The following is a 17,366-nucleotide window of genomic DNA, read 5'->3' on the forward strand; positions in this document are numbered from 1 at the left end:
TCTACAATTGTTAATAAAATTGTTCCTATCTATTTTGCTTATAATCAAATACTTGCCTGTATTTTTAGTAATTTCACATTTATAGCAATTTCTTAACATAAAGTTGCTAATATTTTTAATAACTAACTTAAATTTGCACCCAACAAACAAATTCCAAACATTTATGAAAAAACTATTACTTTTTACTATGTTATTAGGCTATTTCGCAGCCTATTCACAAGGAACTGTTACTGGTAATGTTGCTGACTCTGATTTAGGAGGGCCACTACCAGGAGCCAACGTACTAGAATCTGGAACCAGCAATGGTACAGTTACAGATTTTGACGGAAATTTCACCCTTAACGTTAGTTCTAACTCTGGAGCTGTCGTAGTTTCTTATTTAGGGTTTATCAAGAAAACAGTTAAATTTACTTTAAGTGGAGGTACTGCTAACTTAGGAACTGTTGTTCTTGAAGCAGATGCTAATACACTTGCAGAAGTAGTGATTGTTGGAACTGGAGTAATCGATTTAGCAGAAGATCGTAAAACACCTGTTGCAGTATCTACAATTACTGCTCAAGAAATCCAAGACAAAGTGGCTGGTAACGTAGAAATTACCGAAGCACTTAAAAACACTCCATCTGCCTATGTTTCTGGACAGAGTGGTTTTGGAGATTCACAGTTTTTCTTAAGAGGTTTTGACCAAACTAATATTGGAGTTCTATTAAATGGACAACCAGTAAATGGTATGGAAGATGGCCGTGTATATTGGTCTAACTGGGCTGGTATTGCAGACATTGCTAATGCAATTCAGGTACAAAGAGGTCTTGGAGCTTCAAAATTGGCAATATCATCTGTGGGTGGCACAACCAACATTATTATGAAAGCTGCTGACAGAAATGAAGGTGGATTTGCTCGTTTCTTAGGAGCAAACGACAGTTATTTTAAAGGTACTGCTGCTTATAACACTGGAGTGAACGAAAGTGGATGGGCATTTTCAGTATTATTAGATTACTGGCAAGCGCACAGAAAATGGTCAAGAGGAACGTATGGTGAAGGACAAAATTATTTCTTCGCTGTAGGATACAAGCCTAACGAAACTCACTCATTTAACTTTTTAGTAACTGGTGCTCCTCAATTGCATGGTCAAAAATGGTCTCAATCTAGAGATATTATTGAAGCAGATCCAAAATTTAACCAACACTGGGGTTATAATGATGTAGATGGTGACTTTGGAAATATTTCTTCTGAAAGACAAAACTATTATCACAAACCCGTAGTGAACCTTAACTGGGATTGGACTATGAGTGAGAGTTCAGAACTTTCAACTGTATTATATGCGTCTTGGGGCCGCGGAGGTGGAACTGGCGATAGAGGTAATGGAAGAATTAGAACTGAAGATCCAGACGGTGATGGACCTCTTTATGGACAAATTGATTATCCTGCCATTTATGAAGCTAACTCTGCTATAGGTGTTGGAGGTGATTATAGCAACGATTTAGGTGCTGGATATATTAGAAGATCCTCTGTAAATAACCACCAATGGTTTGGAGCTGTATCTAATTTTAATCATGATTTCTCAGATAACTTCTCAATGAATGTAGGAGTTGATGCTAGAATGTATACAGGAGATCACTTTAGACAAGTTGCCAACTTTTACGGTTTAACGGGTTGGTCAAATGACCGTCCAGATGGTGCAGTAGTTACGACTGCTTTCGATGCAAACCCTTGGGCTTCTCTTTCTAATTTTGCAGATGAAAGTGAACGTATAAATTATGATTATTCTGAGGATATTAACTACATAGGTGGTTTTGGACAACTAGAATATGCCACAGATAAATTTTCTGTGTTTGTTCAAGGTTCTGTTTCTTCACAATCATACCAAAGAGAAGATCGCTTTGCAGAATTAACTTCAGACAAAGTAAGCAGAGATGGATATAACATCAAGGGAGGTCTTTCTTATACAATTGCTGAAGAGCACACAATCTTTATGAATGGAGGCTATTACTCAAGACAACCTTTCTTAGATAATATTTTCTCTTTTAGTGGTTCTAATGCAGACATTATTACTCCAGAAGTTGAAAATGAAATTATTCGTTCTGTAGAAGGTGGATATCACTTTTCAACTAGTGGTTTTAGAGCTAATTTTAATGCTTATATAACAGATTGGGCTAATAGAACAATCTCTTATATTGATGATATAATTGACCCAGATACAAAAGAAGAAATTGAAATTTCTGTACTTCAAAGAGGTATTCGTCAATATCATACAGGTGCTGAATTTGATCTAAGCTGGAGAGCTAGTTCTTGGTTAACACTTAATGGGTATATCTCTGGTGGTAGCTGGATTTTTAAAGGAACTTCAAGTAATTCAGTTTATAATTTAGACACACAAGAATTGCTATCTGAAGATGAAGGTGTTAACAGACAAGGCGTAAAAGTTTCTAGTGCTCCACAATTTACTACAGGTCTTGGAGCTAGAGCTAAAATCGTAGCTGGATTGAGTGTTGATGGAAACATTAACTATCGTGATCGCCACTATGAATTTACAGATGCTGGCACTAGTGCCGTTGATTATGAGCCAAGTAGATTACAACCTTATTCAATTACTGATTTAGGCTTATCTTACAATTTTAATCTTGGAGGAAGTAACGACCTTTCTTTTAGAGCTAATGTATTTAATGTGTTCGATTATATTGGACTTGCAAATACTGATGCATTTGGTTACTATACTGAAAACGGAAGAACCTATAATGCTTCATTGCGTTATAACTTCTAAGTTTTATCTCACGAAAATTGAAAAGAGGTTGGCAATAGCCAACCTCTTTTTTTATACCTTTATCTCAACTAAAAACTAAACAATTTCAAAATATGTACACGACATTTCAATTTATACATTCGTATTGGGCATACCTTGTGCTATTTATTGTCTTAATTGCTACATTAAATGCACTGGCAGGCTTATTAGGCAATAAAGAGTATCAACCTAAAGATTTCAGGATTTCGCTGTTTGCATTAATTGTTTCACACATTCAATTATTACTTGGGTTAGTTCTTTATGTAATTTCACCATTAGGACTAAAATCAATTTCAAGTAATGGAATGGGAACCGTGATGAAAGATTCCATGCTTAGGCTATATGCCGTAGAACATATTACGATTATGATCTTTGCGGTAATTTTAATAACCGTTGGCTATTCAAAGCACAAGAAGAAATTGGTTTCAAAACCAAAATTTAAAACGCTGTCTATATTCTATACTTTAGCACTTATTTTAATGCTAAGTAGAATTCCTTGGCAACAATGGTTTGCATAAAAAAAGCGCTCCAAAAGAGCGCTTTTTTTATTTTTCTTTGATAAGGTATAGATACACTGGAAAGTGGTCGCTATAGCCTCCCGTATAACCTCCATCGGCATAGCTACGGTAAGGATATCCTTTATACCTGCCTCGAGGGTTTGCTAAATACGATTTATTATAAATTCCTGCTTTGTAAAAACGATAAGTGGAATAATCGGTTTTGGTCAATTCTGCTGAAACAATCATTTGGTCAAATAAATTCCAGCCGTCGCGGTAAGCCAATGTACCAAGACCCTTTTTGAACATATCCGCCATGGGGTTATACAATTCTTTTAACCCAACTTCTTCTTTATCTTTTTTAGGCTTTAAAACTTCCGAAAGACTTGGACTTGTAGGATCGTCATTTAAATCTCCCATAGTAATAATTTTTGCATAGGGGTCTTCACTAAACAACGAATCGATAATTTGTTTGTTTAATTTGGCTGCTTTTACCCTTTTAAATCGGCTTCTCGCTTCACCACCACTTCTCGACGGCCAGTGATTTACTATAAGATGTATTTTTTCGCCATCTAGCATCCCACTTACCAATAGTTGGTCACGCGTATAAATTCGTTTGGTAACATCATTATCATCATAAATTTTTAACTCGTGTGCTTCATAATTAGTTGGGGTAAATATTTTTTTCTGATATAAAAGTGCTACATCAATTCCCCTTCTATCTGGCGAATCGAAATGCACAATGCCATAGTCTTTATTAGATAGTGCGTCTTGATTGATTAAATCCTCTAGCACTCTTCTGTTTTCCACCTCACAAACCCCTATAAGAACAGGCGAAGTTCCTGTAACATCGGCACCAATTTCAGAAATTACTTGCGCCATGTTTTTTAGCTTGTCTTTATATATTTCTTCAGTCCAATGGTCTTTTCCATCGGGGGTTCTATCGTCATCAAAAGTAATAGGGTCATCTTCAAAATCGAACAGATTTTCAAGGTTATAGAAAGCAACCGTATTTACTTTATACGTTTTCTTTTCTTGTGCTTTTCCTGGGAGTGTAATTAAAAAAGTGAAAGTAAAAAGCCAGAGTAATAATCTCATTATAATGTAATATTAAGTTTGCGTAAAATCCTTTGCAAAGGATGCGCCAAAATTACTTATTTCATTTAAAAAATGTAGTTTTGCACGCGAATTATAACGTTTATTTAAAATTAAAAACAAGAAAACAGGATGAAACAATTCATTTTAACCTTTTTCCTAGGCACAGTGGGGGTATTTTCCATGCTTGCTCAAGATGCTACGGTAAAAGGGAAAGTGGTAGATGCTAATTCTAACGAAGCTGTTCCCGGTGTGGAAATACGTATTTTGAGTAGTGTATTTAATACCGAAACAGATAGCGAAGGATCATTTTCTATTACTAGTAACAATCTGCCACAGGGAGAGCAGGTGTTAATTGTGAATAAAGCTGATTATATACTGCAGCGTATTCCCATTACCATTCAAAATGGAAAAACAGTCGATTTGGACCTTATTTTACTTCAGCTAGATTTATCGGAAGTGGAAGCCCAAATTGGTATTATTAGTCTTTCAGACAACGAATTAAATGAAGACGAAGGCACTTCGTATAATGTATCGGGTTTATTACAAGCCACAAACGATACCTTTTTAGATGCGGCCGCATTCGATTTTAGTGCGACGTTTTTTAGACCGAGAGGACTTGACAGCGAACATGGAAAAGTGCTTATTAATGGTATTGAAATGAACAAGCAGTTTAACGGTCGCCCACAATGGAGTAACTGGGGAGGCTTAAATGACGCACAACGAAATAGAGAGTTCTCTATGGGCTTGAAGGCTAACGATTACACTTTTGGTGGCCTTGCAGGGACAACCAATATTGTTATGAGAGCTTCTCAATACCGCAAAGGTGGCCGCGTGTCTTATGCTGCGGCAAACCGAAGCTATACAGGACGTATTATGGGTTCTTATAACAGCGGAATGACCCAAAATGGTTGGGCATATGCAGTGTTAGCTTCAAGACGATTTGGAGAAGAAGGCTTTCAAGATGGAACCTTATACGATGCCAACTCCTTTTTTGCTTCCGTAGAGAAAAAACTGAATGACGACCATAGCCTTAACCTTACCGCTTTTTACACACCCAATCGCAGAGGACGTTCTACTGCGATTACACAAGAAGCAAAAGATTTAAAAGGCATTAAATACAACCCCAATTGGGGATACCAAGACGGTGAAATACGTAACAGTAGAGAACGAGATATCGAAGAACCTGTTATTATGCTTAACCATTATTGGAATATTAGCGACAAAACTAGATTGAATACCAACATTGCGTATCAATTTGGAAAAATTGGGAATTCTCGTATAGACAATGGAGATAACAGAAATCCTTTTGGAAACTATTACCAAAGAATGCCAAGTTATTTCTTGCGTTTCCCATCGCCAACCTCTTACGATTACCAACAAGCTTATTTAGCCGAACAAGAATTTATTAATGATGGACAAATAGATTGGAACAATATCTATCAAACTAATCTAAACAGTGCTACTGGATATTCAAGTTATGTGCTTCAAGATGATAGAGTAGATGACACGCAATTAACATTTAACTCAATAATATCTTCTGCCATTACTGAAAACATCACCCTAAACGGAACTTTAAATTATAGAAGTCTAAAAAGTGAAAACTTTGCAGAAATAACCGATTTATTAGGAGGGACTGGCTTTGAAGATTTCGATAGATTCTATTCTGGGCCTACACCATCCTTTGCACAAAGTGATGTTCAAAATCCAAATAGGATTGCACAAGTAGGAGATGCTTACAAATACAATTATGAATTAGGTGCAACGGTCCTTTCAGGATTTGCACAAGCGCAGTTTAAATACAGCGAAGTAGATTTCTATTTAGGACTAAATGCTTCCAACACATCCTACCAAAGAACCGGTATTTTTCAAAATGGATATTTTGCCGAGGGGAATCGTTCTTTAGGAGATAGTGAGGAAGTAACCTTCACCAACTTTGGTGCAAAAGGTGGATTAACCTATAAAGTAACAGGGCGTCACCTTATCGATTTTAATGGAGGGTATTATACCAATGCGCCCACCTTACGTAATACTTTTGCAAACGCAAGACAAAATAACGACATAGTAGATAACTTAACGGAAGAAAAAATACAAAGCGCAGACTTAAGTTATATCTATCGTTCCCCAATAGTAAAAGCGAGAGTTACAGGATTTTATGCAGGCTTTCAAGATGCTACCGAAATTGGATTCTTCTTTACTCAAAATGCTTTTGGAACAGAAGACAACAGTGCCTTTGTTCAGGAGATTGTACAAGGAATTGAAAAGAGAAATGTAGGGGTTGAAATGGGAATTGAAGCCCAAGTAACACCCACATTTTTAGTAAAAGCTGCGGCTTCCGTAGGGCAAAACATCTATACAGACAACGCCACTATTTATCTTTCTGGAGACGATTACGACTTTGACCCTAACGATGGTTTTGTTGAAGGAAACGATTTAGAAGCTAGAGGAAAGAGAACCGTTTACTTAGAAAACTATCACGTAGCGGGAGGCCCCGAAAGAGCCTACCAAATTGGTTTTGAATACCGTGATCCAGATTTCTGGTGGGTAGGAGCTACTACCAACTACTTCTCAAATGCGTATGTAGATGTTAGTTCCTTACGCAGAAGTGAAGACTTTGCGTTGGACACAGACCTACAGGTATTTGCAGATTATGACCCAGAAGTAGCCAACCAATTATTACAACAAGAACAACTAGACGATTACTTTTTAGTAAACATTGTAGGTGGAAAATCTTGGAAGATTAAAGACTACTATGTTGGTTTCTTTGCTACTATTAATAACGTATTAGACCAAGAGTACAAAACTGGTGGTTTTGAAGATTCCCGTAGATCCAATTACCAACAACAGCTGGAAGAACAATCTAATACAGGCGGTCCATTGTTTGGCAACCGTTATTTCTTCGGAAATGGAACCACTTACTATCTTAACCTTTACGTTCGATTCTAAAAAATTTGATAAAAACAAAATTCAGTAAAATGAAAAACTTAAAAATAAATACTTTAATTCTACTACTAGCCGTAGTAAGCTTTGTATCCTGTGTTCAGGATGATGAATTTGGTATCCCTAATGGCGATGCCACAGAACTAAATATCCCTGCTACAGATATTGTAACTATAAATTCCCTAAGAAGTGCTTGGGAACAAGAACTAGCTACCAATGGAAATGCAACCCTTACCTTTAATGAAGATTTCGCTGGAAAATTCTTAGAAGGGTATGTGATCTCTACCGATGAAACTGGAAACTTTTTTGAAGAAGTAATCCTTCAAGATAAAGCTTCTAACCCTACTACAGGGGTAAAATTGGTGATAGACTCTAACCCTTTATTTGGTCGTTATGACTTCGGAAGAAGAGTCTACGTAGCACTTAATGGTCTTAGTGTTGGTATAGAAAACGGTGTGCTTACCTTAGGTATTGAAAGCGCTGGAAGCATCGAACCCATTGCCGAATCTCAAATGGATACCTTTATAAAAAGAGATGCTATGGTAGCCGAAATTGTTCCGTTGCCTTTAAACTTTTCAGATTTTTCTGAAGACAAAACCAACTTGTTTGTACGTTTAACCGATGTGCAATTTGTACGTAGCCAAGCACTAGGAAGTAACCCATTAACTTATGCTGGAGAAGCAAGCGATGAGTTTGATGGAGAGCGTATTCTTGAAAGCTGTGCAACTGGAGCTACCACTATTTTTAGTACCAGTACTTTTGCCAGTTTTAAATCGCAAGAATTAGCAACAGGAAGAGGAACCATAGATGCTATTTTAACCCGTGATTTCTTTGACGATTACTTTATTGTAACCGTAAATGGATTAAGTGATGTAAACCTTGACGACACCAACCGTTGTGATCCAGACACCTTTAGTTGTGATGGCCCAAGTGGTGGTGGAAATGTATTTTGGAGTGAAAACTTTGAGCAATTCAATGCTATAGAAGACTATGTAAATGCAGGGTGGACCAACGTAAATGTAAATGGAGGGGGAACACTTTGGGTTATAGGTAATTTTGATGGTACCAACTATGCCCAAATTTCTGGATTTAACAGTGGCGAAAGCACTATTGAAACTTGGTTAGTAACACCAAGTATTGATATGGATGCCACCACCGAAGAAGAATTGTTTATGGATATCCAAACCAATTTCGATAACGGAACCATTTTAAGTGTGGTATTCTCTACCAACTTTACGGGCGATGTTACTACAGCAACTTGGCAAGAACTTGATGTCGATATCCCAAGTGGTCCAGCTGGTGGATTTGGAAGTTTCCAATCGGTAGGTCCAGTAAACATTTCGTGTCTTGAAGGAACTGTAAACATTGCTTTCTTATACGAAGGTAGCGACCCTAATGCTACTACCCGTTACCATATAGACAATATCGAAATCACAGGGAACTAAGATTTTCAACAAAATATAATTATTTAAAGGACGCTCTTGGGCGTCCTTTTTTTATAACCTAAAGGGTAATTCAGTATCTTTGGGAAAGGCATCAATTAAAAAACAGCTATGGGATTCTTCAGATATATAGTTATACTTTTCGTTTTCGTTTCCTGTAAAAATTCAGAAACTAAAGAAAGCGATTCGGTTTCAGAGAAAGTAAAAAGCAAAATCACCTTCGTCACCAATAGGGATGGCAACGCCGAGGTGTATAGTATGAATGACGACGGCACCCAATTACAAAATATGTCACAACACGATTCGTTGGACTTCACCCCTGCTTGGTCCAACCTAGGGGAAGTGTATTTTTATTCGAATCGTACGGGAAATTCTGAAATTTATAAACTGGATACCCTGTCTAAAAAACTCACCCAGCTTACCAATCACCATGGTAATGATGTAATCCCTGTTCCTTCTCCCGATGGTGCTTGGGTGGCTTTTATGAGTGATCGCGATTCGTTAAGCAAGGATGTGTACCTAATGAAAAGTGACGGGTCTAACGTAAAAGCCCTTACCAAAAATGATGCCTACGAAGAAAGCCCCAGTTGGTCGCCAGACGGAGCATTTCTATTATTTACAAGACAACTTCGTGATTCCACAGATACCTCACACGCAGCCAATGGAGAAATTTTTAGAATGAATAAAGACGGTAGCAATGTTACCCGATTAACACATAAGGACGGCTACGATTCTGGAGCGGTCTATTCGCCAGATGGGAATAAGATTGCTTTCTACGGATTAAATGAAAATGGATGGGACATTTACCTTATGGATGCCAATGGCGACCATGTTACCAATCTTACCCAAACCGAACTAGAATGCTACTCCCCAAGCTGGTCGCCAGATGGCAACTGGCTCGTATATACCGCAGGAAGTAAGGGAGTGTACAATCTCTTCAAAATTAACATACGCACTAAGGAACGTATTCAGTTAACAAGCACTCAAGGAAGAAATGAATCTCCCGATTGGAATTAATAATCTTTTAGCATGAAAAACGTTCCCCATATTTTCTTCTTTATTTTTATGATAACAATAGGGTGTAAATCCTATTCTCAAATATCTGAAGCTAGTGTTCAAAATTGCGAAGCATCTTCAGTAAAACAAAATAAAAATGCGCTTTGGGCGTGCTATATCGCTACCCAACAAATGGATTCGCTGGCAACGCTCTACACCAACAATGCTGTTAAAGTAAGAAGCACAGGAGAAGTTTTTGAAATTGCCGATGCCATTGAACACTATTATTCAAAAAAGGAAGTAAGCATCACCTCCATAGAAACGCTCTATAAAACGCAAGCCAATAGTGTGTACGATTATGAAATGGGCACATTTACTTTAGAAAATGGGGATACCTATAAACATGTGATTATACGGAACACCCAAGCTTCCAATAAACGCGAATTTGAGAGTATTGCAAAAGCCGAAAACAACCTCCCCATAGACCCACAAATTGAAGTACGCAGAAACCAATGGATTGCGTTGTGCAATGCGCACGATGCCTTGGCGTTGGTTTCAGAATTATATGCAATTAACACCGTGTATTACAATCATAAGCCTGTGGTGGTGGGTGTGGATGCTGTGGCAAAAGAATACGGGTATATGAACAACCCACAATACACCCTCTCCCTTAGCCCGCTTCATCTAGAAATGGTGACCCCCACCCTCGCTTTTGAGATAGGGCAATGCAGCGGCAGCTACAACGGTAAATACATTATTATCTGGCAAAAAGATTCTCAAGGTACTTGGAAGGTGTTGGTAGATTCTAACATATAAAGAAGAACTCTATACACCTCATTTTTATGACGCTGAAAAACAGTTAATTATGTACCTTTGAGAAAGGTAAAATTTACAAGCCATGAAAACAGTTTTATTACTATTCTTGATGCTACTTACCGCATGTACATCAACACAAGAACCAGAATTCGATTTAATTATTTCTAATGTTAGTATTATTGACGGTACAGGTGCCGAAATAAAAAACGGACAAAACATTTACATTAAGGGGAATACCATTCATTCTATCAATTCAAATAAAATTAATCAAACCCAAAAAGTGATTGATGGCACTGGAAAATATGTAATTCCTGGATTGTTTGATTGCCATGTGCATACCAGTGATTTTGAAAATGATTTTCCAAGGTTTATGCATTATGGTGTCACTTCAGTCTTTATTACAGGTGGGAGTTTGTGTACAAACCAGTACTATGCTGCTATGCGAGATCAAGGCAACCAAGATTCTATTCCTTCTCCTAGAGTTTTTCACACAAGCCAGCATTTTAGCATGGAAGGGCGGCATCCTTCAAAAACATATTCAAGTAGCAACTGGCGCGACGGAGAATCTATATTTTATTTAAGAGACACGCTTCAAATTGAAACACTTATAAAGCAAGTTTCAAAATATCCCATTGTAGGAATTAAACTAACCATTGAAGATGGTCCAGCCCCTCCCTTTGTAGAACGCATGCCCCAAGAATTTATTAATAAGACGGTAAAAGAAGCATCTAAATATAAATTAGAGGTGTTTGCTCATGTAAGTGATAATACAGAATTGGAAATGGCTATTCAAGGAGGTGTACAAAATCTTGTACATTTTACTGGAGTAAACATAGACCCCAATAACAATGCGCATTTAAACCTTATTCAACAAATTAAAAATAGAAATGGGTCTTGGGTTACCACGCTTATGATTGACAAATCTTTTCTGTATCCTGTACATCCAGAATGGTTAGAAGCTAAAGAGATGCTTCCTATATACAAGGAAATGAAAAATGAACTCACTGAAGAAAGAGTTGAAAGAGCCTCTTTTTATATAGAAATTTTAAAAGAAGAATACAACCTAGAAGAAGGTACGCTTTCAGCTTTTATGAAACCTCAAGTAGAAGACATACAGTTTCTTAATGAAATGGGGGTTAATATGGTATTAGGATCGGACACTGGAAATGATTTCAACTTTTGTGGCTATAGTATTCACGAAGAAATGCAGCTTTTGGAACTTGGGGGAATGAAACCCCTAGACATTATAAAAATGGGCACCCATAATGCCGCAAAAATGCTTAACGTTATAGACACCCAAGGTACCATTGAAAAAGGTAAATTTGCAGATATGATTCTACTAGATAAAAATCCTTTAAATACTATAAAAAATACACTCTCTATTAATACAGTTGTAAAAAATGGGAAAATACAAAAGCGAATTACCTACTAGTTTAATATAACGCATCTCACACCTATGTTTAGACACCAAGGCAAAAGCAGAACGCTACAGCACAATCTTCGTATTGCCACCGTCTTATCTTTTGTAGCAGGCATTGTAAACGTAGCAGGATTTTTGGCCATACACCAACTCACCACCAACGTCACAGGCCACTTTGCCCTTTTTATTAATGACGTTTCTAATGTAAAAGTGTGGGAAGGCACCGTGTTTCTTGTCTATATTCTTTCCTTTTTATTAGGTTCCTTTACCTCTAGTTTTTTAATAGAAAATTATAACAGCACCAAAAAACTCAATGTTTTTGTACTCCCTACCTTACTAGAAGTAGTGCTTTTGGTTTTTGTAGCCTTAGCCAGCAATTTCTTTTTACAATATTACCCTAATGTTATTGCCTGTGTGTTGCTTTTTGCTATGGGGTTACAAAACTCGTTTGTTACCAAAATTTCGGGCGCCATTGTGCGTACCACTCACCTTACAGGACTCTTTACAGATTTGGGGATAGAACTCTCGCAGCTCTTTTTCCCAAAAAACCACCCAGACAAAAAACACCTTATAGCCACCATAAAATTACGAAGCTATATTATTTGTTTTTTCTTTTTGGGAGGCTTGGTGGGCGGATTTCTCTTTACCAAACTAGAACTAAAGCTCAACACCCTACTACTTGCCGCCTTAGTATTACTAGGTAGTTTATTTTACGACGACCTCCGTTTTAGAATGATTAAAACCCGAAGAAAATACCAACAACATAAAAATAGGTAAGAAATTTTTACCCTACCCGCAGGAAAAATCCTGATAAAAATCATGGAAGTAAGTAGGACGATCTCCCCACTTAAAAAAACGTCGCTTTTTTTACGGACACACCGTTGTCCTTTTTTTGTGACTCCCCAAAACCTAAAAATTAGGTTCTCACTTAATAAAGTTAAATATCAACCTAATACTATTAAATGATACCCTAATACCCGTAAGGCTAATTGTTAATACTATTAAATACAAGCCTAATCTATTTTAGGTTTATGATGAATATAATTAAATATAAGACTAATAAACTTAATTACTAACCTAATAGCTGTTAGGTTAACTATTAATAAAATTAACAACCAACCTAATAAAAATGATTACGCTATACTAAACAAAAAAAATACCTACGGCAAGAAAATAAACTACTTAACGCACAATTAGCCACGCTTAAAGAAGTGATGCGCAAGGGGTAAAATTGTTATCTTTGGGATAAGTTGCGGGATAACAGCAACAAAAAAATTATGATAACCTGACTTATTTACGGGATATCAGTAATAAATGTAACGATATAACAAGTTGGCAAACATAAAAACTTATGCGTATGAAAAAGATATTCGTAATATTTCTGCTTATTCATTTTAATTTCGCTGGTGCCCAAATAATTGATGTAATTACCGGAATAACACACCCTAATGAATTTGAATTATCAGGAGATGATTTATATTTTGTAGAATACACAGATGGCATAATATCAAAAATAGACGTAAATGATCCAAATCCGCAGCCAGAGTTTATATACGATGTTGGAAATAATCTTTATGATATTTTGATTTATCAAAATCGCCTATTTTATACAGTATATAATAACCCAATTATATATGAAATTGATTTAAATGACCCTAATCCTACCCCAACACAATTTATGACAGGACTCAATCACCCTGATGGCTTGTTATTAATAGGTACTGAATTGTATATTTCTGAACGATGGGGAGATAAGATTTCGAAAGTAAATATCAACGACTCAAACCCAACAATAGAATTGGTTGTGACAGTACAAGACCCCAGAGAATTATGGTTAGATGGAGATATTCTCTATATTATGGCACAAGATGGTTCAAAAGTAATGAGTATTAATATTACTGACATAGATCCTACAACAGAATTAGTTACTAATACAGGAGGAATTGCAAGTGATATAATAGTTTATGAAAATGATATTTATATTTCTTACATTTTCGAAGATAAAATTTCTAAATACGATCAAACAAATGGATTAGTCACACAAATCGAAGGGATTAATGGTCCGATTGGAATGATAGTCATTGGAGAAGATTTATATTTCACCCAGTATGATGCCAATAAAATCTCAAAAATTGATATAAATTCTTTACCTATTTCATTAAGTGTTTCTGAAAATGATTTTGAGAATATTAGTATTTATCCAAATCCTGTATCAACTGATTTAACTATTAATGGTTTAGATAAATCTGTAACAGCCGAAATTTACGATTTAGAAGGTCGATTAATCAAAATTAGCATTATTAATCCATTAGACAAATTATCTGTTGACGATTTGAACTCTGGCTTTTATCTACTAAAGATAGATGATTATAAAGTGGTAAAGTTCATTAAAAAATAATTGTTAATTACGATTTGCCAACAATGCCTATAATTCAGCGTGGCAGTTTTTTTCTCCGAAAAAAACGTACTTTTATGAAAGCTGATTTCACCTCTGAAAATTCCACTGAATTTTTCACGCCGAAATCATAGCCGAAACCGTTGGCATGCATTGTAAAGCACATTAAAACAATTATAGAAATGGCTAAAAATAAAACCACCGAAACGGAAGTAAATGTCTTTGAATTTATTGAATCTTATGTTGACAGCGATCAAAAGAAATCTGATAGTCATGAATTAATAAAATTAATGAGTAAATGGACAGGTTTTGAGCCAAAAATGTGGGGACCTACAATTATTGGTTTTGGAAGCTACCACTATAAATATGCTAGTGGTCATGAAGGAGACGCTCCTTTGCTTGGTTTCTCGCCACGAAAAACACAATTTTCACTCTATGTATATTCTCAAACTGAGAAGAGCAAAAGAGTACTAAAAGATCTTGGTAAATACAAAATGGGAAAAGCATGCATTTATTTTAAGAAACTCTCTGATATTAATATTTCTGTCGTGGAAAAACTATCTGAAGAAACAATTAAATATCTGAATGAACATCATGAATGTGCTTTTAGAAATTAACAACGACCAGCCAACAACATGTATAGTTTATGCTACGCATGGTTGGTTAAGAGGGCGATCGAGATAATATTTGTATATTTCGTTAACGGAAAAATTCGCGTCACTCAGCAGCGCACTTTTTTTTCTATCGGATTTTTCACCTTATCGGCTCATCCTTGCACAAGGCGCTTCGGCTTAAAATCCGCACGAAACCATACACGAAACGTTAGCGGTTATAAGAATGCAGGTTTTTAACCTATTATTGAAATTAGAATGAACAAAGTTTTAGTAACCGGTGGAACAGGAACTCTTGGTAGAGCAATAGTTAATTTATTAATTCGAAAAGGCTTCCATACAAGTGTTTTGAGCTCATCGAATGCCCCTGATCTCCCGTATTCGGTTAAAATTTTTAAAGGAAACTTAACAATTAAAGATAGCCTCAAAGAAGCAGTTTCAGGTTCTGATATAATTATACATTGCGCAACTAATCCACTAAATCCGAACGCTATAGATATTGAGGGCACCAAAAATTTACTATCCCATGTGAACAAATTTCAGCCAAAACATTTAGTTTACATTTCTATTGTTGGAATTGATAAAAGTTCGTATCCATATTACCAGGCGAAACGTGAAGTTGAAAATATGATCAAAGACTCAAATTTTTCATGGTCAATTTTAAGAACCACTCAATTTCATGATTTGGTTCTTAATTATTTTCTATTACCTTTTGACAAAGGTGGAGGAACCCCAATTAAAGTGCCAAAGAACTTGCGATTTCAATCAATTGACATTATGGATGTAGCAAAAACATTAATTGAAATAGCCACTGGAACTCCGCTAAATTCAACTCTCACAATAGGAGGGCCTGAAATTCTCTCAATTGAAGAAATGGGTCGAATTTATTTAAAAGTCTTAAAACGAAATGATGAAATACAATCAGAGTTAATTGAGAATGAATTATATGAAATATTCAGATCAGGCATAAACTTATATCCATCTCAAGTATCAGGAATTATTAGCTGGGAAGATTATTTAAGAATCAAATTTGAAGAAAAAACAACGGCTAACAACGGCTATCAGTAATTGCTTGCCAATCGCTTCGCTCGTGTCTCGCGGGTTTTTTATTACTACTTCAAATCAATTAATATCCTATCTTTAGACAAACCAACCGCTTGTGATAAAATTCTTTAGAAAAATTAGACAAAAACTGCTCTCTGAAAACAAGTTTAGTAAATACCTATTGTATGCCATAGGGGAAATTGTGCTTGTGGTTATTGGAATTTTAATCGCATTGCAAATAAACAATCTGAACGAGGAAAAAAAGAATAGAGAGTTTGAAAAGGAAATACTTATACAAATTCAAGAAAATATAAATATCGATAAACTTGCTTTAAAACATATTGTAAATGACTTTAGTAAAGCCATAACGTCATCTGAAAAAATTCTACAATCAGATGTATCTGATAAAAATAAAGACAGTATTAAAATATGGCTTGGCAACATCATAATGTTTGATAGGTTTCAGCCTCTAACGAATGCCTATGAGGTAATAAAATCGAAAGGGCTAGATAAAATTTCAAACAAAAAACTTCGATTTTTACTTGGAAAATATTACGATGACGAAGCTTCGCATATGGTAAAGTCCACTAACGATATTGAATTGACTTTTAATGACCATTGGCTACCTGTATTATTTGATGAAATGGTTGAGTTCGAATTTAAGAAATCCGTCGAATTAAAAGATTACAAAATATTACTTAGCCCGTCAAAAGCACAGAATATTTTAAAACTAAATCGTGACAATCTTGCTTCTGGAATTAATAGACTAAAAAGTGGAATAGCGACAATTGAAAAAATACAGCATTTAATAGAGGATGAAATAAAATAACGAAAGCCAGCTTGCGGCAGGTATGTGCAACTATGGCTATAAGCCATTGCTACGCCAGTCGCTACGCTCGTGTCTAACGGATTTTTTATTGCTCCTTCAAATCAATTAATATCCTATCTTTAAACAAACCAACCGCTTTTATGACAAAAGAAGACATATTTAACATTTATGTTGAAAATATTAAAGAGGTATTACCAGAATTTGAGACCCACGAGTTTGCCCTAACAGATAGCCTTAAAGATTTAGGAGCCAACTCTATAGATAGGGCAGAAATTCTCATGATGACTTTAGAATCCTTAGATGATTTTAATGCCCCCATGGTAGAATTTGCAGAAGCCCAAACTATAGGTGACTTGGTAAATAAACTGTACACCAAAGTATAGATTTGTGTGTATTATTTTTTTAAATTACCAATGTATTAACTCAAAAAGCGAGATATCTTGATAAATGGGTGGATGAGTTGGCAAAAGGCAAAAAAATGGATAAAATGTTACATTCCTAAAAA

General features: G+C 35.9%; 14 protein-coding genes and 1 pseudogene. 14 read left to right on the forward strand and 1 reads right to left on the reverse strand.

Annotated features, from left to right (window positions below; genetic code table 11):
- Positions 1–163 precede the first annotated feature (163 nt).
- Both KXJ69_RS03345 and KXJ69_RS03350 read left to right on the forward strand, forming a co-directional pair.
- Complete coding sequence (locus KXJ69_RS03345) at positions 164–2,758, forward strand: TonB-dependent receptor (RefSeq protein ID WP_219051255.1); 2,595 nt, start codon at positions 164–166, stop codon at positions 2,756–2,758.
- A 92-nt stretch (positions 2,759–2,850) separates the two neighbouring features.
- Positions 2,851–3,294, forward strand: a complete 444-nt coding sequence (locus KXJ69_RS03350) for a hypothetical protein (RefSeq protein ID WP_219051257.1) — start codon at positions 2,851–2,853, stop codon at positions 3,292–3,294.
- Between the two features lie 27 nt (positions 3,295–3,321).
- On the opposite strand, the gene KXJ69_RS03355 is transcribed toward KXJ69_RS03350, so the two are convergent.
- Positions 3,322–4,371: an endonuclease/exonuclease/phosphatase family protein gene (locus KXJ69_RS03355; RefSeq protein ID WP_219051259.1), complete on the reverse strand. Its 1,050-nt coding sequence runs from the start codon at positions 4,369–4,371 to the stop codon at positions 3,322–3,324.
- 129 nt (positions 4,372–4,500) lie between these two features.
- Here KXJ69_RS03355 and KXJ69_RS03360 point away from each other — a divergent pair, with 129 nt between their 5' ends.
- From KXJ69_RS03360 to KXJ69_RS03415, 12 genes and pseudogenes are all read left to right on the forward strand, one after another.
- Positions 4,501–7,314 (forward strand): carboxypeptidase-like regulatory domain-containing protein, encoded by a 2,814-nt coding sequence (locus KXJ69_RS03360; RefSeq protein WP_219051261.1) that lies wholly within the window; start codon positions 4,501–4,503, stop codon positions 7,312–7,314.
- A 29-nt stretch (positions 7,315–7,343) separates the two neighbouring features.
- The gene (locus KXJ69_RS03365) at positions 7,344–8,753 is read left to right on the forward strand and encodes a DUF5689 domain-containing protein (protein WP_219051264.1); all 1,410 of its coding nucleotides are present in this window, start codon (positions 7,344–7,346) and stop codon (positions 8,751–8,753) included.
- Positions 8,754–8,861: 108 nt separating this feature from the next.
- Positions 8,862–9,767 (forward strand): beta-propeller domain-containing protein, encoded by a 906-nt coding sequence (locus KXJ69_RS03370; RefSeq protein ID WP_219051266.1) that lies wholly within the window; start codon positions 8,862–8,864, stop codon positions 9,765–9,767.
- A 12-nt stretch (positions 9,768–9,779) separates the two neighbouring features.
- Positions 9,780–10,562: a Cif family virulence factor gene (locus KXJ69_RS03375; RefSeq protein WP_219051268.1), complete on the forward strand. Its 783-nt coding sequence runs from the start codon at positions 9,780–9,782 to the stop codon at positions 10,560–10,562.
- 82 nt (positions 10,563–10,644) lie between these two features.
- Positions 10,645–11,994, forward strand: coding sequence for an amidohydrolase family protein (locus tag KXJ69_RS03380; protein WP_219051270.1), 1,350 nt, complete (start codon positions 10,645–10,647; stop codon positions 11,992–11,994).
- Positions 11,995–12,018: 24 nt separating this feature from the next.
- On the forward strand, positions 12,019–12,759 hold the full coding sequence (locus KXJ69_RS03385; protein WP_219051272.1) for a YoaK family protein: 741 nt from the start codon (positions 12,019–12,021) through the stop codon (positions 12,757–12,759).
- A 580-nt stretch (positions 12,760–13,339) separates the two neighbouring features.
- The gene (locus KXJ69_RS03390) at positions 13,340–14,380 is read left to right on the forward strand and encodes a T9SS type A sorting domain-containing protein (protein WP_219051274.1); all 1,041 of its coding nucleotides are present in this window, start codon (positions 13,340–13,342) and stop codon (positions 14,378–14,380) included.
- A 179-nt stretch (positions 14,381–14,559) separates the two neighbouring features.
- Positions 14,560–14,994: a DUF1801 domain-containing protein gene (locus KXJ69_RS03395; protein ID WP_219051276.1), complete on the forward strand. Its 435-nt coding sequence runs from the start codon at positions 14,560–14,562 to the stop codon at positions 14,992–14,994.
- 252 nt (positions 14,995–15,246) lie between these two features.
- Positions 15,247–16,056, forward strand: a complete 810-nt coding sequence (locus KXJ69_RS03400) for an SDR family oxidoreductase (RefSeq protein ID WP_219051278.1) — start codon at positions 15,247–15,249, stop codon at positions 16,054–16,056.
- 91 nt (positions 16,057–16,147) lie between these two features.
- Entirely contained in the window at positions 16,148–16,861 is a 714-nt protein-coding gene (locus KXJ69_RS03405; protein WP_219051280.1) for a DUF6090 family protein, read from the forward strand.
- A 140-nt stretch (positions 16,862–17,001) separates the two neighbouring features.
- A complete protein-coding gene (locus KXJ69_RS03410) occupies positions 17,002–17,244 on the forward strand; it encodes an acyl carrier protein (RefSeq protein WP_219051282.1) in 243 nt (80 codons plus the stop codon).
- A 23-nt stretch (positions 17,245–17,267) separates the two neighbouring features.
- Positions 17,268–17,363: pseudogene (locus tag KXJ69_RS03415) on the forward strand (DUF2200 family protein); the annotation flags it as partial.
- Positions 17,364–17,366 lie beyond the last annotated feature (3 nt).

It is taken from the genome of Halomarinibacterium sedimenti, from assembly GCF_019312585.1.
In the GTDB taxonomy this organism is placed as follows: Bacteria; Bacteroidota; Bacteroidia; order Flavobacteriales; family Flavobacteriaceae; genus Halomarinibacterium; species Halomarinibacterium sedimenti.